Raw genomic sequence first — 18,349 nt, 5'->3', positions numbered from 1 at the left:
GTGTGTCGTTCCCGTCGCAAGCCAGGCGGCTTCGCAGCGGTCGCGCATGCTAGGCGATGCGCGGCCCTTGTTCAACTCGGACACGAAGTGGTTGAAGCTGGAGCAGTGGACTTTGGCTCCCGGGACTTGCCCGGGGGGCCTGAACCTTTCACCCAGCCGCGGCCTCGCAGCCCCTGTCTCCCATGAGACGCGCCAGGCCCTTGCGCCGACGCGCCGCCCGCCGGGCTTGTGGCATGCCCTTTGCACCCCTGACCCCACAGCGTTCCGACGCTTCGATTTCTTGCTTCACCTTGATGGAGACACTGGTGTTTTCCCTGAATCAAAAGTCCGCGCACGCCCTGCGCCTCGTGGTTGGTGCCCTTGCCTTTGCGGCTTCGGGTCTGGTGCAAGCGCACGGTGACGTCACGCCCCAATCGGTGGACGTCAGCACGCTGCCCAAGCTCGGCGAAAAGTGGAGCCAAGAGAACCCGTACATCGGCAACAAAGAGGCGCTGCGCGTTGGCTCCTCGGCCTACAACCAAAACTGCGCCCGCTGTCATGGCCTGGAAGCGGTCTCTGGCGGTATCGCCCCTGACCTGCGCAAGCTTGATGCCGAATGCGCGACCAAGACCGATCCGAAGAAGAAGCAAGCCTGCGTGATCGAGTTCAACGAGTACTACACCTCGGTGGTGCTCAAGGGCCGCGTGCGCAACGGCGCCGTCTACATGCCGCCTTTCGAGGGCCTGCTGCAGCAAGAGGCGGTCTGGGCGATCAAGACCTACCTCGAGTCGCGCCGCGAGAAGCCGCTCTGATGAAGCCGCCGATCACCGAGCCCCGCGATCCGGGGCGACGCGACGCCCTGGCACGCGGGCTGTTCACCGCCCTCGGACTGGGCCTGGGCGCTTCGGCGGCACGGGCCGAGCCCGGTGATCTGGAAGCCATCCGCAAGCGCGGCGTGCTGACGGTCGCCGTCTACAACGACCTGCCGCCCTTCCATGTCAAGGGCGAAGGCATCGATGTGCTGGTCGCCCAGGCGCTCGCCCGCGAACTGGGCTTCAAGCTCTCGCTGCTGCCCTTCCAGGCCGACGAGGAAATGGCCGACGACCTGCGTCACATGGTCACCCGGGGCCACTACATGGGCTTCGGCCCGGCCGACGTGATGCTGCACGTGCCCGTGGACACCCGGCTCATGCAGGAGAACCCCGGCGTGCTGGCCTTCGCCCCCTACTACCGGGAGCGGGTCGTGATGGCGCGTCGCCTCGCCGTGCTGCCGAAACTGGAGCAGATGGCCGACCTGGGCAAGCATCGCGTCGCCGTGGCGGGCCAGTCGCTGGCCGGCTGGCTGGTGCTGGGCACGGACAACGGCGCCTACGCCGCGCAGACGGTCACGCGCTGGCCCGACGGCGTGGCCGCCGCCCGGGCCATGAAGGCCGGCGAGTTCGATGTCGTGGCGGGTGCGGCCTCCGAGCTCGAATCGGTGCTGTCCCGCGAAGCGGGCATCGCCATCGAGCCGCTGCCGGTGCCGCGCGCGCCCAAGGACGGCTGGGCCGTCGGCTGCGCGGTGAAGAAATCCGCCACCGCGCTGGCCCAGGCGGTGCAGGCTGCGATGAACACCCTGGCCGACAAGGGTGAGCTTCAAGCCATCTTCAGCGCGTCCGGCGTGAGCTGGCGCAAGGTCTGAAGCGGTCTTCTCCGACCCAACGATGCCAAGGGCTCCTTCGGGAGCCTTTTTTCCACCTTGTGATGCTGCGGCATGGAGCATCCCTAAGGGAAAACCTGCGCTATCGGCAGGGGGGCGGCCCTCTGAAGATAGGCAGTGAACTGCTGAAGTTTTGCGCCGAACCCGACCGCTGACCCGACTTCAGCCCCCATAGCCCGCGGAGCCCGCCAGCCATGCAGAAAACACTGCACATCAATCCCGAGAAGTGCACCGGCTGCCTTCAGTGCGAGATGGCCTGTTCCTACGAGAACTACGCCACCTATGCGCCGAGCAAGTCGCGCATCAAGGTCTTTGATTTCCATCACACCGGCCGCAAGGTGCCCTACACCTGTACCCAGTGCGACGAGGCCTGGTGCCTGCACGCCTGCCCGGTGGAAGCGATCACCCTGGACGCCGTGACCGGCGCCAAGGTTGTCAACGAGACCACCTGCGTCGGCTGCAAGGTCTGCACGATCTCCTGCCCCTTCGGCACGATCAACTACGTGCAGGAAACCGGTAAGGTCCAGAAATGCGACCTGTGCGGCGGCGAGCCGGCCTGCGCCGAAGCCTGCCCCACCGGCGCCATCACCTACATCGACGCCAACTGGACCGGTCTGAACAAGATGCAAGCCTGGGCTGACAAGCTCGGCAACCAGACGGCATAAGGAGTAAACGCAAATGTCCTGGGCTGGAAAGATTCTCCGCGTCAACCTGAGCACCGGCGCCATCAGCCGCGAGCCGCTGAAGATGGAGTGGGCCAAGGCCTACCTCGGCTCGCGCGGCTTGGCGTCCAAGTACCTGATCAGCGAGATCGACCCCAAGGTCGATCCGCTGTCGGCCGACAACAAGCTGATCTGGGCCACCGGCCCGCTGACCGGCACCATGGCCTCCACCGGCGGCCGCTACACCGTCGTCACCAAGGGCCCGCTGACGGGCGCCATCGCCTGCTCCAACTCGGGCGGCTACTGGGGCGCCGAGTTCAAGTTCGCCGGCTGGGACATGCTGATCTTCGAAGGCAAGTCGGACAAGCCGGTCTACCTGTCGATCGAGGACGACCATGTCGAGCTGCGCGATGCCGCGCACCTCTGGGGCAAGTCGGTCTGGGAGACCGAAGAGATCATCAAGAAGCAGCACCAGGATCCGCTGGTGCGCGTCTCCAGCATCGGCCTGGCGGGCGAGAACGGCGTGCTCTATGCCGCCGTCGTCAACGACCTGCACCGCGCGGCTGGCCGCTCGGGCGTGGGAGCCGTGATGGGCAGCAAGAACCTCAAGGCCATCGCGGTTCGGGGCACCAAGGGCGTCGGCAACATCCGCGACCCCAAGGGTTTCATGAAGGCCACCTTCGAGAAGAAGAAGATCCTGGCCGACAACGCGGTCACCGGCCAGGGCCTGCCGACCTATGGCACCCAGGTGCTGATGAACGTGATCAATGAGATCGGCGCCTCGCCGACCCGCAACCATCGTGACGTGCAGTTTGAAGGTGCCAAGGACATCTCTGCCGAAGCCATGGCCACCCCGCGTGCCAGCGACGGCAAGGCGCAACTGGTGACCAACCAAGCCTGCTTCGGCTGCACCATCGCCTGCGGCCGCATCAGCAAGATCGACCAGACGCACTTCTCTGTGCAGAACAAGCCGCAGTACTGGGGCGCCACCGGCGGCCTGGAGTACGAAGCCGCCTGGGCCCTGGGCAATGCCAACGGCGTGAGCGACCTCGAAGCCCTGCAGTACTGCAACACCCTTTGCAATGAGCAGGGCATGGACCCGATCTCCTTCGGTGCCACCATCGGCGCGGTGATGGAGCTGTACGAGATCGGCGCGCTGACCCGCGAGCAGATCGGCGTCGATGCACCCTTCGGCTCGGCCGAGGCCCTGGTGCAGCTCACCGAGATGACCGCGATGGGTGTCGGCTTCGGCAAGGAAATCGGCATGGGCTCGGCCCGGCTGACCGCCAAGTACGGCCACCCGGAACTCAGCATGAGCGTCAAGGGCCAGGAGTTCCCGGCCTACGACTCGCGCGGCATCCAGGGCATGGGCCTGGCCTATGCGACCAGTAACCGCGGTGCCTGCCACCTGCGCGGCTATACCGTGGCTTCGGAAGTGCTGGGCATCCCGGTCAAGACCGACCCGCTGGCGGCCGACGGCAAGCCCGAACTCGTCAAGGCCTTCCAGGACGCGACCGCCGTGTTCGACTCGGCCGGCATCTGCGTCTTCACCAGCTTCGCCTGGGGCTTGGCCGATGTGCAGCCGCAGGTCGCTGCGGCCTGCGGCGAGGAGTTCACCCTCGACAACCTGAACGAGATCGGCGAGCGCATCTGGAACATGGAGCGCGAGTTCAACAATGCGGCCGGCTTCACCGCCAAGGACGACTCGCTGCCGCCGCGCCTGCTGAACGAGCCGGCCAAGACCGGCCCGGCCACCGGCCTGGTCAACAAGCTGCCGGAGATGCTGCCGAAGTACTACGCGATCCGCGGCTGGGACACCGAGGGCCGTCCGCTGCCCGAGACCCGTGCCCGGCTCAGCCTCTGAGCCCCAGGGCTTGATTCACCGCAGCCTCATCGGCTGAGAGCCCGCCCGCCGCAAGGCGCGAGCGGGGCAGGGCGGACAAGGCCACTTGATCCGCCCTTTGTCTTGTTTGAACGCTTGATTCCTGGAGACGAGCGATGCGTCACCTGATCCTCGGGGCCGGCCCGGCCGGCGTGATCGCCGCCGAGACGATCCGCAAGTACTCGCCCTACGACACCATCACCGTCGTCGGTGACGAGCCGGAGCCGCCCTATTCGCGCATGGCCATCCCCTATCTGCTGATCGGCAAGGTCGGCGAGGACGGCACCTACCTGCGCCGCAGCGAGGCCAATTTCCGCGCGCAGAACATCCAGGTGCTGCGCCAGCGCGCAGTCCGTGTCGATGCGGCGGGCAAGACCGTCACGCTCGACAACGGCAGCATCCTGGGCTACGACAAGCTGCTGATCGCCACCGGCAGCCAGCCCGTGCGCCCGCCCATCCCGGGCATGGACCTGCCCGGCGTGCAGCCCTGCTGGACGCTGGAGAACGCCCGCGCCATCGCCGCCCTGGCCCAGCCCGGCGCGCGCGTGCTGCAGATGGGCGCCGGCTTCATCGGCTGCATCATCATGGAGGCGCTGGCCCTGCGCGGCGTCAAGCTCACCGTCGTCGAGATGGGTGACCGCATGGTGCCCCGCATGATGGGCCCGACCGCCGGCACCATGATCAAGACCTGGTGCGAGAAGAAGGGCGTGCGGGTCTTCACCAGCACCCGCGTCGAGGCCATCCGCCCGGCCGCTGCGGCCGCCGCGGCACCCGCGCCGGCCGAGGCTGGGGGCCTGCTCGACAAGGTCAAGGGCTTCCTCGGTCTCGGCGGTGGCGCCGCAGCGGCCCCGGCCGCCCCGGCGCCGGCCGATGGCCCGATGCAGGTCCAGCTCTCCAACGGCCAGACCCTGGAGGTGGACCTCGTCATCAGTGCCACCGGCGTCAAGCCGAATGTCGCGTTCCTGAAGGACAGCGGCCTGGCGATCGACGGCGGCATCGTCGCCGACGAACGACTGCGCACCAACCTGCCCGATGTCTACACCGCGGGCGATTGCGCGGCCGCCTACGACCTGGCCACCAAGAGCCATGTCGTCAGCGCCATCCAGCCCAATGCCGCCGACCAGGCTTTCGTCGCCGCCATGAACATGCTCGGCCGCCATGCCGTGCTCAAGCGCGTGCCGCAGATCAATGTGCTCGACACCCTGGGCCTGATCTCGGCCAGCTTCGGCGCCTGGGACGGCGTGCCTGGCGGTGAGCAGGTCGAGCTGCTCGACGAGGCCAACTACAAGCTGCTGAGCCTGCAATTCGACGCCGGTGAGCGACTGGTGGGCTGCAACAGCATCGGCTGGACCGACCATGTGGGCGTCATGCGCGGCTTGGTCGAGGGCCGCATCCGCCTGGGCGAATGGAAGGCCAAGCTCAAGGCCGATCCGACCCGCCTGATGGAAGCCTACCTAGCCCAGGCCCAGGCGCAGTCGGCCTGGGCCACCGCCCGACCGCACTGAACGTGCACGACCGCAGCGTCCTGAGGCGACTGCGGTTCAGGCCTTGCGCCGCGCAGGTCCGTCCGGCCTGCGCGGCGCCGTCGTTTTCAGCGATGCTCGCGCCTGCCCGACCCGCCGCAGCGCCCCGCCCGACCCATGCAGATCACCTTCAAGCTCTACGCCTCGCTGACCGATCACCTGCCGCCCGAAGCCCGGCGCAGCAACCAGGTTCTCATCGAGGTGCCGGACGGCGCCACTCTGGCCCAGATCATCGAGCCCTATGCGCTGCCGATGCGCCTGGTGCATCTGGTGCTGATCAACGGCGTCTACGTGCCCCCCGAGGAACGCGACACCCGCAGCCTGAAGCCCGGCGACACCCTCGCCATCTGGCCCCCTATCGCCGGTGGGTGAGTGCGGACTGCCCTGGGTCCCTGCGGACCCAGGGCAGCCGCACGAACCGACCGAGTTCCGCGAGGTCGTGGGCGTGTCAGGACGATGCCCTGGGTCCCTGCGGACCCAGGGCAGCCGCACGAACCGACCGAGCTCCGGCACCCTCCTCATGCAATCCACCTACCCTGAACAGTTCGAGCGCGACATGGCCTGCACCGAGACCGAATGGCTGGGCTGGCTTCCCGGTGCGGTGCAGTCGCATGCCCTGAGCCTGGCGCCCGGCAGCGCCCGGGTGCAGATCGATGCGGGGGAACTGCGGCTGAGCTGGTCCGCACTGCCGCCGCGTCGCATCGCCCTGCTGACCCTGCCCAGGCTGGGGGTGCGCTTTGCCTTCAGCGGACTGGACCATGCGGCGCGCCTGGCCTTCATGCGGCACTTCGACCTGTGGATGCAGCGCGGCGGCGGCTGAGCCCGCCCTCCGGAGCCGGCCCGGGTTCGCGGTTTAAGCTCGCGACCCCAGCGATCGACCCCTCCCCCTGCCGATGAACGCCCCCCTTGCCCCCGCCGAGCTTGCCGGCCGCCGCCTCGTGCTCGCCCTGTCCGGCGGCGTGGCCTGCTACAAGGCGGCCGAGCTGCTGCGCCTGCTCGGCAAGGCCGGCGCCGAGGTCACGGTGATGATGAGCGAGGCCGCGCAGCAGTTCATCGGCGTGGCGACGATGCAGGCCCTGTCCGGCCGACCGGTGCACACCACGCCCTGGGATGCGGCCACGCCCAACCACATGCCGCACATCGTGCTGGGCCGCGAGGCCGAGGCCCTGCTGATCGCGCCGGCCAGCGCCGACCTGATCGCCCGCCTGGCCCACGGCCGGGCCGACGAGCTGCTGAGCCTCACCGCCCTGGCCCGCCCGCGCGAGCGCTGCGCCCTGCTGGTGGCCCCGGCCATGAACCGCGAGATGTGGAGCCATCCGGCCACCCAGCGCAACCTGGCGCAGTTGCGCGCCGACGGTGCCGAAATCCTCGGCCCCGACCATGGCGAGCAGGCTTGCGGCGAAACCGGCGATGGCCGCATGCTGGAGCCGCAGGCCCTTCTGGAGGCCGTGATCGCGCACTTCCGGCCCAAGCGGCTGGCGGGCTGCGAATTGCTGATCACCGCCGGCCCCACCTTCGAGCCCATCGATCCGGTGCGCGGCCTGACCAACCGCTCCAGCGGCAAGATGGGCTTTGCACTGGCCCGCGCCGCGGCCGAGGCCGGCGCCCGCGTCACCCTGGTGGCCGGTCCGGTGCACCTGCCCACGCCGGCGGGCGTGCAGCGCATCGACGTGCAGACCGCCCAGGACATGCTGCAGGCCGTGCTGCCGCGCGCCCAGGCCCTGGGCCGGCAAGGCGTCTTCATCGCCACCGCCGCCGTGGCCGACTGGCGCCCGGCCGCGCTGGCGCCGCACAAGCTCAAGAAAGACGGCAAGAAGGTGCCGCCGCAACTGGAGCTGAGCGAGAACGAGGACATCCTCGCCCGCGTCGCGGCACTGCCGGCGCCGCCCTTCTGCGTCGGCTTCGCGGCCGAGAGCGAGCAGCTTGAGGCCCATGCTCGCGACAAGCTGATCCGCAAGAAGCTGCCTCTGGTCGTGGGCAACCTCGGCCCGGCCACCTTCGGCCGCGACGACAACAGCCTGCTGCTGGTCGACGCCCACCACGCCACGCCGCTGCCCGCCGACGGCCGCAGCGCCGACAAGCGCTTGCTGGCCTGCGCCCTCATCGACGAGATCGCCCGCCGCCGCCTGGACTGGCTGCATACCCAGGCCTGAGCCCGGCCTTGGGTGGCCCTTGGGGGGCCGTCCGGCTCGGCCCGTTCTGGCCCGTCTCCTCAGCGCGTGGCCTTGTGGTCTTGCGGCTGCCTGCTGCAGCCAAGAAAAAACCCCCGGCGTCCGGTGGACAGCGGGGGTTTCTCGCGAGCGATGGTGCCGGTGAAGAGAGTCGAACTCCCGACCTTCGCATTACGAATGCGCTGCTCTACCAACTGAGCTACACCGGCGACAAGCCCGCAAGTATAGCCGCGGCTCGCGGGCCCACTCAGCCGGGCAGGCCGCGACCGCCATCGGTCGACAGGGCGTCGCGGGTGCGCGTCGGCAACACATGGTGCGGCAGGCCGCCGAGGCGCGCCTCGCTGTGGATGCCCGGCGCATGGGTGCGCACGCCGCCGAAGACCGTGGCGAAGGCCACATCCGCCGCATCGCGGCCCGTGGCCAGGCGCATCAAGCCCATCGGGATGGCGGTGCCGGAGGGGTCGAACAGGTACCAGCGGTCGCCGAGGTAGGCCTCCACATAGGCATGGAAGTCCGGCGGGCCCAGCGCCGGGTCGGCGCCGTAGTCTGTCGCGGTCACGAAGCGGGCCGGGATGTTCAGCGCGCGGCACAGCGCGATCATCAGGTGCGCAAAGTCGCGGCAGACGCCGACCCGCGATTGCAGCGTGTCGAGCGCCGAAGTCGCCGAATTCGAGGTGTTCGGCGTGAAGCGCATGTGCTGCTGCACCCAGGCCTGGATGGCCTGCACTCGACCGTGCCCCTGCCAGTGCCCGCCGAAGAGCTGGCAGGCCATGGCCGTGAGCTGATCGGACTGGCAGTAGCGGCTGGGGTAGAGGTAGGGGATGGCTTCGGCCGGCAGGCGGCAGACGGGCACCTCGCCGACCAAGGTCGGATCCATGCGGTGGTGCTCGACGTCGACGCTGGCCGTGTAGTGCAGCAGCAGTTCGCCGGGCAGCGCGCGCAGGCGCAGGCTGCGGTTGCCGGTGGCCGGGTCCAGGGCCATGCGTGGTGCGATCGGCTGGCTCAGCCGCAGGCTTTCCGACAGCACCGTCTGGCAGGCCGTGTTGGCCGCGTGGATGTGGAAGATGAAGTCTGCGCCCTGCGCATCGATCTCGTAGCGCAGATCGACGCGCAGGTCCATGCGCACGCCCGTCCGGACGGCGCCGGAGCCGCCCGAAAGCGGGCTGGGGGAGAGGAGGATCAAGGTATCCAGTCGGCCGGCCCGGTGCAGGGGCGGCTCAGCAAGCACACCGGCGAGCCGGTGGGGCGGCGGCCGGACCTGCCGTCGGCCTGAGGGGACCGGCCGGCGGCCTCGGCCCTCGGAAGACGGGTCCTTCGGGGCCGGCACACAGCCAGACTCTGCGAGAGACGCGCTTCAAATGTAGTCCCTGACGCCGCAGAGCCCCGCGGCGGGGCGTGCGGGGGCCGCAGGGGCAGCCTTGCGGCCTTCAGCCCGCCGGGTCGTCCCGCTTGCGCAACACGTCCTGGCCGGCGTGGCGCGTGCCCAGCAAGCGGGCGACCAGCATCTCCCACATGCCCATGGCCTGCCGGTGCTCCTCATCGCTGTCGAAGAGCGCGCGCTCGGGCGGCTGCGGCAGGGTCTGGCGGATCTCGTCGCGGATTTCGTTCCAAAGATTCATCGCGGTTTCCTCACGGCAGTTCTGGAAGCGACTGGATGCCCACAAAAAAGCCCCGTCATGCGGGGCTTTGCTGCTTGTTCGGGCCGGAAGGCGCTGGCCTGTCGAATGGCGGAGAGAGCGGGATTCGAACCCGCGGTGGGCTGTTAACCCACACACGCTTTCCAGGCGTGCGACTTAAACCACTCATCCATCTCTCCGGATCCCGGCAGGACGCAGTCGGCCTTTCGGGAAGCGGCGCAGTCTACCCGACTGGCTTGTGGGCATGCGCCTGGAGTTGCGCCAGGGTGACGAAGGCCAGCGCGCGTTCGTGGGTGGCCTCCAGCACGACCGGCGGCGCGCAGCCGGCCTGCAGGGCCTCCTTCCAGCGCAGCACGCACAGGCACCAGCGGTCGCCGGGCTTGAGGCCGGCGAAGCGCCACTGCGGCCGCGGGGTGACCAGGTCGTTGCCGCGCTCGACCGAGAAGGCCAGGAACTCGGCGCTCACGCGGGCGCAGAGCAGGTGCCGGCCGCTGTCCTCGGGCGGCGCCTGGCAGCAGCCGTCGCGCAGGTAGCCGGTCAGCGGATCGTAGGAGCAGGCTTGCAGCGGGCCGCCCAGCACATTGCGGGCGAGCACCGTCGGGGCCTCGCGTTCAGGGGCTTCACTCATCGGCAGTCCGGGTGTGAAAGGGGTCAGCGCGGGTCGGCGGGCGGCGGGGCCGTGGCCGGACCCTGCTTGAGCAGGGCCATGGCGGTGCCGATCAGGCCAGCCACTTCGCTCATGTTGCCGGGCACGATCATGGTGTTGTTGGTTCGCGCGAGCTGGGCATAGGCCTCGACGGCGCGCTCGGCCACCTTGAGCTGCACGGCCTGCTCGCCGCCGGGCTCGCGGATGGCCGCAGCGATCTTGCGGATGGCTTCGGCGGTGGCCTCGGCGACGGCGCCAATGGCGGCGGCCTCGCCCTGGGCCTTGTTGATCTCGGCCTGCTTCTCGCCCTCGGAGCGGGCGATGAAGCTCTCGCGCTCGCCGGTGGCGATGTTGATCTGTTCCTGCTTGCGGCCTTCGGACGCGGCGATCAGGCCGCGCTTCTCGCGTTCGGCGGTGATCTGCTGCTGCATCGCGCGCAGGATCTCGGCCGGCGGCGTCAAGTCCTTGATCTCATAGCGCAGCACCTTCACGCCCCAGTTCAGCGCGGCTTCGTCCAGCGCGCTGACGACGGCGCTGTTGATGGCCTCGCGTTCCTCGAAGGTCTTGTCCAGCTCCATCTTGCCGATCACGCTGCGCAGCGTGGTCTGGGCCAGTTGGGTGATCGCGGCGACGTAGTTGCTGGAGCCATAGCTCGCCCGCATCGGGTCGGTCACCTGGAAATACAGCACGCCGTCGACGGTGAGCTGGGTGTTGTCGCGGGTGATGCAGACCTGGCTGGGCACGTCGAGCGGGATCTCCTTGAGCGAGTGCTTGTAGGCCAGGCGGTCGATGAAGGGCACCAGTAGGTTCAGGCCGGGGGTGAGCGTGGCGTGGTACTTGCCGAGCCGCTCGACGACCCAGGCGTTCTGCTGCGGCACGATGCGCAGCGACTGGCTGACGAAGACGATGACCGCGATCAGCAGGACGAAGGCAATGGCTTCCATGGGGCGGGCTCCGGGGCAGGGCGGGCGCGGTGGGGGCACCGGCCGGGGGTCTTCAGGGCTGGGCGGCTTTAAGCACGAGGCGGTTACCCTCGATGGCGACGATGACATGCCAGCCGGGCTGCGGCGTGCCCGGGCCGGCATGGCGGGCCTGCCAGCGCGCGCCGCGGTACTGCACCTCGGACAGGCCCTGGGGCGACCAGGCCGGCACGTCGACCCGGCTGCCGAGGTCGAGGTTCATGTTGGCGTCCTGCGCGGCCGGAGGCCGGGGTCGGCGGCTGCGGACCTGGATCCAGCCGGCCACCGCCAGCCCGCCGGTGGCCGCGGCGGCCAGCAACTGCCCGCTCAGGGACAGGCCCAGCAGGGCGGCCAGGGCGCCGGCCACGGCGCCCAGGGCCAGCATCAGCAGGAAGAAGGTGCCGCTGGTCAGCTCGGCAATCACCAGCACGCCGGCCAGCACCCACCACAGGGTGCTCGGGCTGAATCCAGTGTCCATGGTCGGGGTCCTTCTCGGCGGCGCGTGATCCAGGCCGGCCCGCGGCCCGTCGCCACAGTATGGCCTGCGGGGCCGCCACGGTCCGTCGGTCGCGGGGTATCTCGTGTCTGTCACCCAGCCATCACGGTGCGCTTCGGGCCTGCCCCTACACTGATCCGCTGGGTCGTCCGACCCGCTCCCGAACCGCCCTTCCGACCCCTGCCGCCATGCTGCGTTTCCGCTTTCCCATCGTCATCATTGACGAGGACTACCGCTCGGACAACACCTCCGGCCTCGGCATCCGCGCGCTGGCGGACGCGATCGAGAAAGAGGGCATGGAAGTGCTCGGCGTCACCAGCTACGGCGACCTGAGCCAGTTCGCGCAACAGCAGAGCCGGGCCAGCGCCTTCATCCTGTCGATCGACGACGAGGAGTTCACCCAGGGCCCGGACCTCGACCCGGCCGTGCTGAGCCTGCGCAAGTTCATCGCCGAGATTCGCTTCCGCAACCCGGACATCCCGATCTACCTCTACGGCGAGACGCGCACCAGCCAGCACCTGCCCAACGATGTGCTGCGCGAACTGCACGGCTTCATCCACATGTTCGAGGACACGCCGGAGTTCGTGGCCCGCCACATCATCCGCGAGGCCAAGAGCTACCTCGACAGTCTGGCGCCGCCCTTCTTCAAGGCGCTGATGGACTATGCGCAGGACGGCTCCTACAGCTGGCACTGCCCGGGGCACTCGGGCGGCGTGGCCTTCCTGAAGAGCCCGGTCGGCCAGATGTTCCACCAGTTCTTCGGCGAGAACATGCTGCGCGCCGACGTCTGCAATGCGGTCGAGGAACTCGGCCAACTGCTGGACCACACCGGCCCGATCGCGCAGAGCGAGAAGAATGCCGCGCGCATCTTCAATGCCGACCACTGCTTCTTCGTCACCAACGGCACCAGCACCAGCAACAAGATGGTCTGGCACCACACGGTGGCGCCGGGCGATGTGGTGGTGGTCGACCGCAACTGCCACAAGAGCATCCTGCACAGCATCATCATGACCGGCGCGGTGCCGGTCTTCCTGACGCCCACGCGCAATCACTACGGGATCATCGGCCCCATCCCCGAGAGCGAGTTCGAGCCCGAGACCATCCGCCGCAAGGTCGCCGCCAACCCGCTGCTGCAGGGCGTGGACCCGGCCACCGTGAAGCCGCGCATCCTCACCCTCACGCAGAGCACCTACGACGGGGTGCTCTACAACACCGAGACGATCAAGGCCAAGCTCGACGGCTGGATCGACACCCTGCACTTCGACGAGGCCTGGCTGCCGCATGCGGCCTTCCACCCCTTCTACGGCAGCTTCCACGCCATGGGCAAGAACCGCCCGCGGCCCAAGCAGGCGGTGGTCTATGCCACCCAGTCCACCCACAAGTTGCTGGCAGGCCTCAGCCAGGCCAGCCAAGTGCTGGTGCAGGACGCGCAGCAGCAGAAGCTGGACCGCCACCTCTTCAACGAGGCTTACCTGATGCACACCAGCACCAGCCCGCAGTACGCCATCATCGCGAGCTGCGACGTGGCCGCCGCGATGATGGAGCCGCCCGCCGGCACCGCGCTGGTCGAGGAGAGCATCCGCGAGGCGCTGGACTTCCGCCGCGCGATGCGCAAGGTCGACACCGAGTTCGGCCACGACTGGTGGTTCAAGGTCTGGGGCCCGGATGCCCTGGTCGACGAAGGTATCGGCCGCGCCGACGGCTGGATGCTGCATGCCGACGAGGTTTGGCACGGCTTCGGCCCACTGGCCGCGGGCTTCAACATGCTCGACCCGATCAAGTCCACCCTGATCACGCCGGGCCTGGACATGGACGGCAAGTTCGCCGAAACCGGCATCCCGGCGTCCATCGTCACCAAGTTCCTGGCCGAGCATGGCGTGGTCGTCGAGAAGACCGGCCTCTACAGCTTCTTCATCATGTTCACCATCGGCATCACCAAGGGCCGCTGGAACACCCTGCTGACCGCGTTGCAGCAGTTCAAGGACGACTACGACCGCAACCAGCCGATGTGGCGCGTGCTGCCCGAGTTCGTCGCCAAGCACCCGCGCTATGAGCGCATGGGCTTGCGTGATCTCTGCCAGGCCATCCACACCATGTATGCCCAGGGCGACATCGCGCGGCTGACCACCGAGATGTACCTGTCCGACCTGCAGCCCGCGATGAAGCCGGCCGATGCCTATGCGCGCATCGCGCATCGCGACACCGAGCGGGTGGAGATCGACCAGCTCGAAGGCCGCATCACGACCAGCCTGCTGACCCCCTATCCGCCGGGCATTCCGCTGCTGATCCCGGGCGAGCGCTTCAACAAGAAGATCGTCGACTACCTGCGCTTCGTGCGCCAGTTCAACGAGGCCTTTCCCGGCTTTGCGACCGATGTGCACGGCCTCGTCGAAGAAGAAGGCCCGGACGGCCAGAAGCGCTACGGCGTGGACTGCGTGCGCAGCGCGGCCTGAAGCCTGGCCCGGCCGGCCGGACGCCGGCCGGCTCGCGCCAGTCTCACTTGCGCAGCAGGAACTTGGGGATGCCCGGGCGGCGCAGCCAGCCGATCCCGCGGCCGATCCCGTTGCGCGTCGATTGCCCCAGCTTCTTCAGCCAGATGCGGTTGGGCAGGTAGCGCACGTTCTGCACCGCGTACTGCCTGTAGAGCTGCTGCAGCCGCGAGCGCTTGAGGCAGCTCTGCTTGTCGATGCCGCGGGTGCGCCACTCTTCGTTCATCCAGTGGAAGACATGCCAGTCCGGGTGGAACTTGGGCATGCCCTGACCGTACTCGACCACCACGTCCCAGCGGTCGAGGTTGCTGAAGTCGCGGCGGATGTACTTCGTCAGGCCGAACTGCCGGATCCCCTCGTTCAGGATCTCGATCGGCAGCAGCCAGTTGGTGTTATCGGCATCGACGCAGGCCATCGCCCGCTCGTGGCAATGCCGCATCAGCTCGGAGCCCTTGGGCGCCTTCATCACATTGCCCACCACCGGCAGCACGTCGTGCTCGCGGAAGGCGTATTCGGTGTCGATGTCCAGCGGCCGCAGGCAGGTGACGTCCATGTCGCTCCACCAGCCGCCCACCTCGTGCAGCAGCTTGTAGCGGAAGATGTCCGAGAAGCCGGCGTAGCTGCCCTTGCCGTGGCCCCACTGGTTGCGATGCTTGTAGTTGAAGACCTGCTCGCGGGGAATGATCTCGCTGGCATCGCGGCGCACCACGCCCGGCGGCAAGTCCTGGGTCAGCACGTCGTAATGCCACAGCACGAACTGGTGGCCGTGGGCCAGGTAGGACTGCATCGTCAGCAGCTCGATCGGACTCAGATGCGTGCCGATCCACATGCCGTGCACCACAAGGTTGTCGGCCTTCATGGGCTGTGCGCTGCCGGGCGGTTGTGAGGAGGGAGCGGCACGGCCGGCTTCAGGCCGCGCTGGCGTCCAGGCCGCCCATGACCTGGCGGAAACCGGCGTCCACATAGGTGATCTCGCCGGTCACGCCGCCGGCAAGGTCCGACATCAGGAAAGCCACCACATTGCCGACATCGTCGATGCTGACATTGCGGCGCAGCGGCGCGGTCTGCTCGACCACGTCGAGGATCTTGCCGAAGCCCTTGATGCCGGAGGCGGCCAGCGTCTTGATCGGGCCGGCCGACACGCCGTTGACGCGCACGCCGCGCGGCCCCAGGCCGGCAGCCAGGTAGCGCACGCTGGCCTCCAGCGAGGCTTTGGCCAGGCCCATGGTGTTGTAGTTGGGAACGGCGCGCTCGGCGCCCAGGTAGGTGAGGGTGGTCAGCGCGGCGGTGGCGCTCAGGCGCGGCGCAGCAGCCTTAGCCATGGCCGGGAAGCTGTAGGCCGAAATGTCGTGGGCGATGCGGAAGCCCTCGCGCGACAGGCCGTCCAGGAACTCGCCGGCAATCGCCTCGCGCGGGGCGAAGCCGATGGAGTGGACGAAGCCGTCGAAGCTCGGCCAGGCTTCGCCCAGCTCGGCGAACAGGCGCTCAATCTGCGCGTCCTCGGCCACGTCGCAGTCGAAGACCAGGCGGCTGCCGAACTCGGCCGCGAACTCGGTGATGCGCGACTTGAAGCGCTCGCCCTGGTAGCTGAAGGCCAGCTCGGCGCCCTCGCGGTGGCAGGCCCGGGCGATGCCGTAGGCGATGGAACGGTTGGACAGCAGTCCGGTGATCAGCAGCTTCTTGCCGGCGAGGAATCCCATGGTCTTCTCCTGGAGCCGGGCCGCGTCCGGAACGGCGCGCACCCTGGGTAGGCGTCGGATTCTGTCACCGCCCCGGGCCTTGACACCTGCTCTTGCTTGCCGCTACTACCGATTGCGGCTAGAATCCGTCCTTCGCTAGACCATGCCGATAGACAAAGAAAGGGCGGGATATCCGGCCCTTTTTTTATGCCTGCGTCATATGCGGCCCTCGATCGCCTTGCCCGTCCTGCCCGCCTTGCCTTTTGGCGCGCGGCGCGGCCGCAGGAGGCTGCGGGCCACGGCAGGCTCGGTCTGGCGACTTTCGGAGGGCCTTCCCGGCCCCGCAGGTCCGCGACGGCGGGGCGCCCAGGCGCCGGCTGGCGACGGTCGCAAGGCGCCGGGTCGGGTGGGACGCCGGGGGTCGCCGGCCGTCATGGTTTTTTGCTCCGCAAGGAGCCCGGATCACCCGCCCACACGACTGCATGAACGGCCCTGCCGCCATCGAAACGACCGTCACCGGCCTCGGCTACGAGCTGGTCGAGATCGAACGCGCCGCCCAGGGCCTGCTGCGGATCACCATCGACCGCCTGCCCGGCCGGGCTTACCCTTCCGGCGGCGGCGAATTCATCACGGTCGAGGATTGCGAGCTGGTCACCCGGCAGCTTCAGTACGTGCTCGAAGTCGAGGGCGTCGACTACCACCGGCTGGAGGTCTCCTCCCCTGGCCTGGACCGGCCGCTGAAGACCGAGGCGCATTTCGCCCGCTTCGTCGGCGAGCAGGTCCGCATCTCGCTTAAGCAGCCCTTCCAGGGGCGCAAGCATTACGAAGGCCGTCTGGCCGCTGCCACCGGCCCCGAGGCCGGCTGGGAGCTGCATTTCCACGACGGCAAGACCGACCAGGTGCTGGGCTTCGCGCTCGCCGAGCTGCGCGAATCGCGCCTGGTCCCGGTCATCGATTTCAAGGGGCGCAAGGCGCGCGGCACGCCGCCGCCCGCGCCCGTGCAGGAACACGGAGGTCACGAAGAATGAACCGCGAACTGTTGATGCTGGTCGATGCGATCTCGCGCGAGAAGAACGTCGATCGCGAGGTGGTGTTCGGCGCCGTCGAGCTGGCCCTGGCCTCGGCCAGCAAGAAGTTCCACGGCGCGGAAGTCGACATGCGCGTCTCGATCGACCGCGAGACGGGCGAGTACGAGACCTTCCGCCGCTGGCTGGTCGTGCCCGACAGCGCGGGCCTGCAGTCGCCCGATGCCGAGGAGCTGCTGTCCGACGCGCAGGACCGCATCCCCGACATCGAGGAAGGCGACTACATCGAGGAAACCGTCGAGTCGGTGCCGATCGGCCGCATCGGCGCGCAGGCGGCCAAGCAGGTCATCCTGCAGAAGATCCGCGACGCCGAGCGCGAGCAACTGCTCAACGACTTCCTGTCGCGTGGCGACAAGGTCTTCGTCGGCACGGTCAAGCGCGCCGACAAGGGCGACCTGATCGTCGAGTCGGGCCGGGTCGAGGGCCGCCTCAAGCGCAGCGAGATGATCCCCAAGGAGAATCTGCGCACGGGCGACCGCGTGCGGGCCTACATCGGCGAGGTCGACACCACCGTGCGCGGCCCGCAGATCATGCTGTCGCGCAGCTCGCCGAGCTTCATGACCGAGCTGTTCCGCCAGGAAGTGCCCGAGATCGAGCAGGGCCTGCTGGAGATCAAGAGCTGCGCCCGCGATGCCGGCAGCCGCGCCAAGATCGCCGTGCTCTCGCATGACAAGCGGGTCGACCCGATCGGCACCTGCGTCGGCGTGCGTGGCTCGCGCGTGACCGCGGTGACCAATGAGCTGGCCGGCGAGCGGGTCGACATCGTGCTGTGGTCCGAGGATCCGGCGCAGTTCGTGATCGGCGCGCTGGCCCCGGCCAATGTGCAGAGCATCGTCGTCGACGAGGAACGCCATGCCATGGACGTGGTGGTCGACGAGGAAAACCTCGCGATCGCCATCGGCCGTGGCGGCCAGAACGTGCGCCTGGCCAGCGAGCTGACCGGCTGGCGCATCAACATCATGACCGCCGAGGAATCCCAGGCCAAGCAGGCCGAGGAGGTCGACCACATCCGCGTGCTCTTCACCGAGAAGCTCGATGTGGACGCCGAGGTGGCCGACATCCTGATCGCCGAGGGCTTCACCAGCCTCGAAGAGGTGGCCTATGTGCCGCTGCAGGAAATGCTCGAAATCGAGGCCTTCGACGAGGACACCGTCAACGAGCTGCGCACCCGGGCCAAGGATGCGCTGCTGACGATGGAGATCGCGAAGGAAGAGAAGCTGGAGGAGGTCTCCCAGGACCTCCGCGATCTCGACGGCCTGAACGCCGAGATGATCGCCAAGCTGGCCGATGGCGGGATCCACACCCGCGACGACCTGGCCGACCTGGCCGTCGACGAACTGGTCGAGATGACCGCTGTCGACGAAGCCCAGGCCAAGGCGCTGATCATGAAGGCGCGCGAACACTGGTTCGACGTTTGAGCGCTGCCCGCGCCGCACGCCGCC

General features: G+C 68.5%; 18 protein-coding genes and 2 tRNA genes. 11 read left to right on the top strand and 9 right to left on the bottom strand.

What is annotated here, in order from left to right; genetic code table 11:
* Nucleotides 1-293 precede the first annotated feature (293 nt).
* The 8 genes from pedF to coaBC all read left to right on the top strand — a co-directional run bounded on the left by pedF (nt 294) and on the right by coaBC (nt 7,898).
* The gene (gene pedF, locus JI742_RS10590) at nt 294-791 is read left to right on the top strand and encodes a cytochrome c-550 PedF (RefSeq protein ID WP_201827880.1); all 498 of its coding nucleotides are present in this window, start codon (nt 294-296) and stop codon (nt 789-791) included.
* Complete coding sequence (locus tag JI742_RS10585; RefSeq protein ID WP_201826678.1) at nt 791-1,660, top strand: substrate-binding periplasmic protein; 870 nt, start codon at nt 791-793, stop codon at nt 1,658-1,660. Before pedF ends, JI742_RS10585 begins: the two co-directional genes overlap by 1 nt.
* 212 nt (nt 1,661-1,872) lie before the next feature.
* Nucleotides 1,873-2,343, top strand: coding sequence for a 4Fe-4S dicluster domain-containing protein (locus JI742_RS10580; RefSeq protein WP_201826676.1), 471 nt, complete (start codon nt 1,873-1,875; stop codon nt 2,341-2,343).
* A 13-nt stretch (nt 2,344-2,356) separates the two neighbouring features.
* The gene (locus JI742_RS10575; RefSeq protein ID WP_201826674.1) at nt 2,357-4,204 is read left to right on the top strand and encodes an aldehyde ferredoxin oxidoreductase family protein; all 1,848 of its coding nucleotides are present in this window, start codon (nt 2,357-2,359) and stop codon (nt 4,202-4,204) included.
* A 134-nt stretch (nt 4,205-4,338) separates the two neighbouring features.
* Nucleotides 4,339-5,727, top strand: a complete 1,389-nt coding sequence (locus JI742_RS10570) for an NAD(P)/FAD-dependent oxidoreductase (RefSeq protein ID WP_201826672.1) — start codon at nt 4,339-4,341, stop codon at nt 5,725-5,727.
* A 135-nt stretch (nt 5,728-5,862) separates the two neighbouring features.
* On the top strand, nt 5,863-6,117 hold the full coding sequence (thiS, locus tag JI742_RS10565; RefSeq protein WP_201826669.1) for a sulfur carrier protein ThiS: 255 nt from the start codon (nt 5,863-5,865) through the stop codon (nt 6,115-6,117).
* 148 nt (nt 6,118-6,265) lie between these two features.
* A complete protein-coding gene (locus JI742_RS10560; protein WP_201826667.1) occupies nt 6,266-6,565 on the top strand; it encodes a hypothetical protein in 300 nt (99 codons plus the stop codon).
* 73 nt (nt 6,566-6,638) lie between these two features.
* Nucleotides 6,639-7,898 carry a bifunctional phosphopantothenoylcysteine decarboxylase/phosphopantothenate--cysteine ligase CoaBC gene (gene coaBC, locus JI742_RS10555; RefSeq protein WP_201826665.1) on the top strand — a complete coding sequence of 420 codons (1,260 nt, stop codon included), beginning with the start codon at nt 6,639-6,641 and terminating at the stop codon, nt 7,896-7,898.
* Nucleotides 7,899-8,049: 151 nt separating this feature from the next.
* Here coaBC and JI742_RS10550 read toward each other — a convergent pair.
* The 7 genes from JI742_RS10550 to JI742_RS10520 form a co-directional block, all read right to left on the bottom strand.
* Nucleotides 8,050-8,125, bottom strand: a tRNA-Thr gene (locus JI742_RS10550).
* Nucleotides 8,126-8,163: 38 nt separating this feature from the next.
* Nucleotides 8,164-9,036, bottom strand: a complete 873-nt coding sequence (locus tag JI742_RS10545) for a transglutaminase-like domain-containing protein (RefSeq protein WP_201827877.1) — start codon at nt 9,034-9,036, stop codon at nt 8,164-8,166.
* 307 nt (nt 9,037-9,343) lie between these two features.
* Nucleotides 9,344-9,535 (bottom strand): hypothetical protein, encoded by a 192-nt coding sequence (locus JI742_RS10540; protein WP_201826663.1) that lies wholly within the window; start codon nt 9,533-9,535, stop codon nt 9,344-9,346.
* Between the two features lie 106 nt (nt 9,536-9,641).
* A tRNA-Ser gene (locus JI742_RS10535) sits at nt 9,642-9,732 on the bottom strand.
* A gap of 44 nt (nt 9,733-9,776) precedes the next feature.
* Nucleotides 9,777-10,181 carry a DUF2237 family protein gene (locus JI742_RS10530; RefSeq protein WP_201826661.1) on the bottom strand — a complete coding sequence of 135 codons (405 nt, stop codon included), beginning with the start codon at nt 10,179-10,181 and terminating at the stop codon, nt 9,777-9,779.
* A 23-nt stretch (nt 10,182-10,204) separates the two neighbouring features.
* Nucleotides 10,205-11,143: an SPFH domain-containing protein gene (locus tag JI742_RS10525; protein ID WP_201826659.1), complete on the bottom strand. Its 939-nt coding sequence runs from the start codon at nt 11,141-11,143 to the stop codon at nt 10,205-10,207.
* A 52-nt stretch (nt 11,144-11,195) separates the two neighbouring features.
* A complete protein-coding gene (locus tag JI742_RS10520; protein ID WP_201826657.1) occupies nt 11,196-11,636 on the bottom strand; it encodes an NfeD family protein in 441 nt (146 codons plus the stop codon).
* Nucleotides 11,637-11,842: 206 nt separating this feature from the next.
* Between JI742_RS10520 and JI742_RS10515 the strand changes: the two genes are divergently transcribed.
* A complete protein-coding gene (locus JI742_RS10515; protein WP_201826655.1) occupies nt 11,843-14,107 on the top strand; it encodes an arginine/lysine/ornithine decarboxylase in 2,265 nt (754 codons plus the stop codon).
* A 43-nt stretch (nt 14,108-14,150) separates the two neighbouring features.
* Here the strand turns inward: JI742_RS10515 and JI742_RS10510 are convergent, their stop codons facing one another.
* Together JI742_RS10510 and fabI are read right to left on the bottom strand one after the other, a co-directional pair.
* Nucleotides 14,151-15,002 carry a glycosyltransferase gene (locus JI742_RS10510; RefSeq protein WP_201826653.1) on the bottom strand — a complete coding sequence of 284 codons (852 nt, stop codon included), beginning with the start codon at nt 15,000-15,002 and terminating at the stop codon, nt 14,151-14,153.
* 49 nt (nt 15,003-15,051) lie between these two features.
* The gene (gene fabI / locus JI742_RS10505) at nt 15,052-15,843 is read right to left on the bottom strand and encodes an enoyl-ACP reductase FabI (RefSeq protein ID WP_201826651.1); all 792 of its coding nucleotides are present in this window, start codon (nt 15,841-15,843) and stop codon (nt 15,052-15,054) included.
* Nucleotides 15,844-16,304: 461 nt separating this feature from the next.
* Between fabI and rimP the strand changes: the two genes are divergently transcribed.
* Both rimP and nusA read left to right on the top strand, forming a co-directional pair.
* Nucleotides 16,305-16,850, top strand: coding sequence for a ribosome maturation factor RimP (gene rimP / locus JI742_RS10500; RefSeq protein ID WP_201826649.1), 546 nt, complete (start codon nt 16,305-16,307; stop codon nt 16,848-16,850).
* Complete coding sequence (gene nusA / locus JI742_RS10495; RefSeq protein ID WP_201826647.1) at nt 16,847-18,325, top strand: transcription termination factor NusA; 1,479 nt, start codon at nt 16,847-16,849, stop codon at nt 18,323-18,325. Before rimP ends, nusA begins: the two co-directional genes overlap by 4 nt.
* The last annotated feature ends 24 nt before the right edge of the window (nt 18,326-18,349 follow it).

Source organism: Piscinibacter lacus (assembly GCF_016735685.1).
Lineage (GTDB): Bacteria > Pseudomonadota > Gammaproteobacteria > Burkholderiales > Burkholderiaceae_C > Aquariibacter > Aquariibacter lacus.
This window is presented reverse-complemented; position numbering and strand designations above follow the sequence as displayed.

Excerpts from the sequence above, each read along its gene's own strand:
- JI742_RS10545 (WP_201827877.1), bottom strand. The coding sequence starts at position 9,036 with ATGGACCTGCGCGTCGATCTGCGCTACGAGATCGATGCGCAGGGCGCA.
- JI742_RS10585 (WP_201826678.1), top strand. The coding sequence starts at position 791 with ATGAAGCCGCCGATCACCGAGCCCCGCGATCCGGGGCGACGCGACGCC.
- JI742_RS10520 (WP_201826657.1), bottom strand. The coding sequence starts at position 11,636 with ATGGACACTGGATTCAGCCCGAGCACCCTGTGGTGGGTGCTGGCCGGC.
- pedF (WP_201827880.1), top strand. The coding sequence starts at position 294 with ATGGAGACACTGGTGTTTTCCCTGAATCAAAAGTCCGCGCACGCCCTG.
- JI742_RS10515 (WP_201826655.1), top strand. The coding sequence starts at position 11,843 with ATGCTGCGTTTCCGCTTTCCCATCGTCATCATTGACGAGGACTACCGC.
- JI742_RS10580 (WP_201826676.1), top strand. The coding sequence starts at position 1,873 with ATGCAGAAAACACTGCACATCAATCCCGAGAAGTGCACCGGCTGCCTT.
- JI742_RS10575 (WP_201826674.1), top strand. The coding sequence starts at position 2,357 with ATGTCCTGGGCTGGAAAGATTCTCCGCGTCAACCTGAGCACCGGCGCC.
- JI742_RS10530 (WP_201826661.1), bottom strand. The coding sequence starts at position 10,181 with ATGAGTGAAGCCCCTGAACGCGAGGCCCCGACGGTGCTCGCCCGCAAT.
- JI742_RS10560 (WP_201826667.1), top strand. The coding sequence starts at position 6,266 with ATGCAATCCACCTACCCTGAACAGTTCGAGCGCGACATGGCCTGCACC.
- JI742_RS10510 (WP_201826653.1), bottom strand. The coding sequence starts at position 15,002 with ATGAAGGCCGACAACCTTGTGGTGCACGGCATGTGGATCGGCACGCAT.
- JI742_RS10570 (WP_201826672.1), top strand. The coding sequence starts at position 4,339 with ATGCGTCACCTGATCCTCGGGGCCGGCCCGGCCGGCGTGATCGCCGCC.
- rimP (WP_201826649.1), top strand. The coding sequence starts at position 16,305 with ATGAACGGCCCTGCCGCCATCGAAACGACCGTCACCGGCCTCGGCTAC.
- fabI (WP_201826651.1), bottom strand. The coding sequence starts at position 15,843 with ATGGGATTCCTCGCCGGCAAGAAGCTGCTGATCACCGGACTGCTGTCC.
- JI742_RS10540 (WP_201826663.1), bottom strand. The coding sequence starts at position 9,535 with ATGAATCTTTGGAACGAAATCCGCGACGAGATCCGCCAGACCCTGCCG.
- coaBC (WP_201826665.1), top strand. The coding sequence starts at position 6,639 with ATGAACGCCCCCCTTGCCCCCGCCGAGCTTGCCGGCCGCCGCCTCGTG.
- JI742_RS10525 (WP_201826659.1), bottom strand. The coding sequence starts at position 11,143 with ATGGAAGCCATTGCCTTCGTCCTGCTGATCGCGGTCATCGTCTTCGTC.
- nusA (WP_201826647.1), top strand. The coding sequence starts at position 16,847 with ATGAACCGCGAACTGTTGATGCTGGTCGATGCGATCTCGCGCGAGAAG.
- thiS (WP_201826669.1), top strand. The coding sequence starts at position 5,863 with ATGCAGATCACCTTCAAGCTCTACGCCTCGCTGACCGATCACCTGCCG.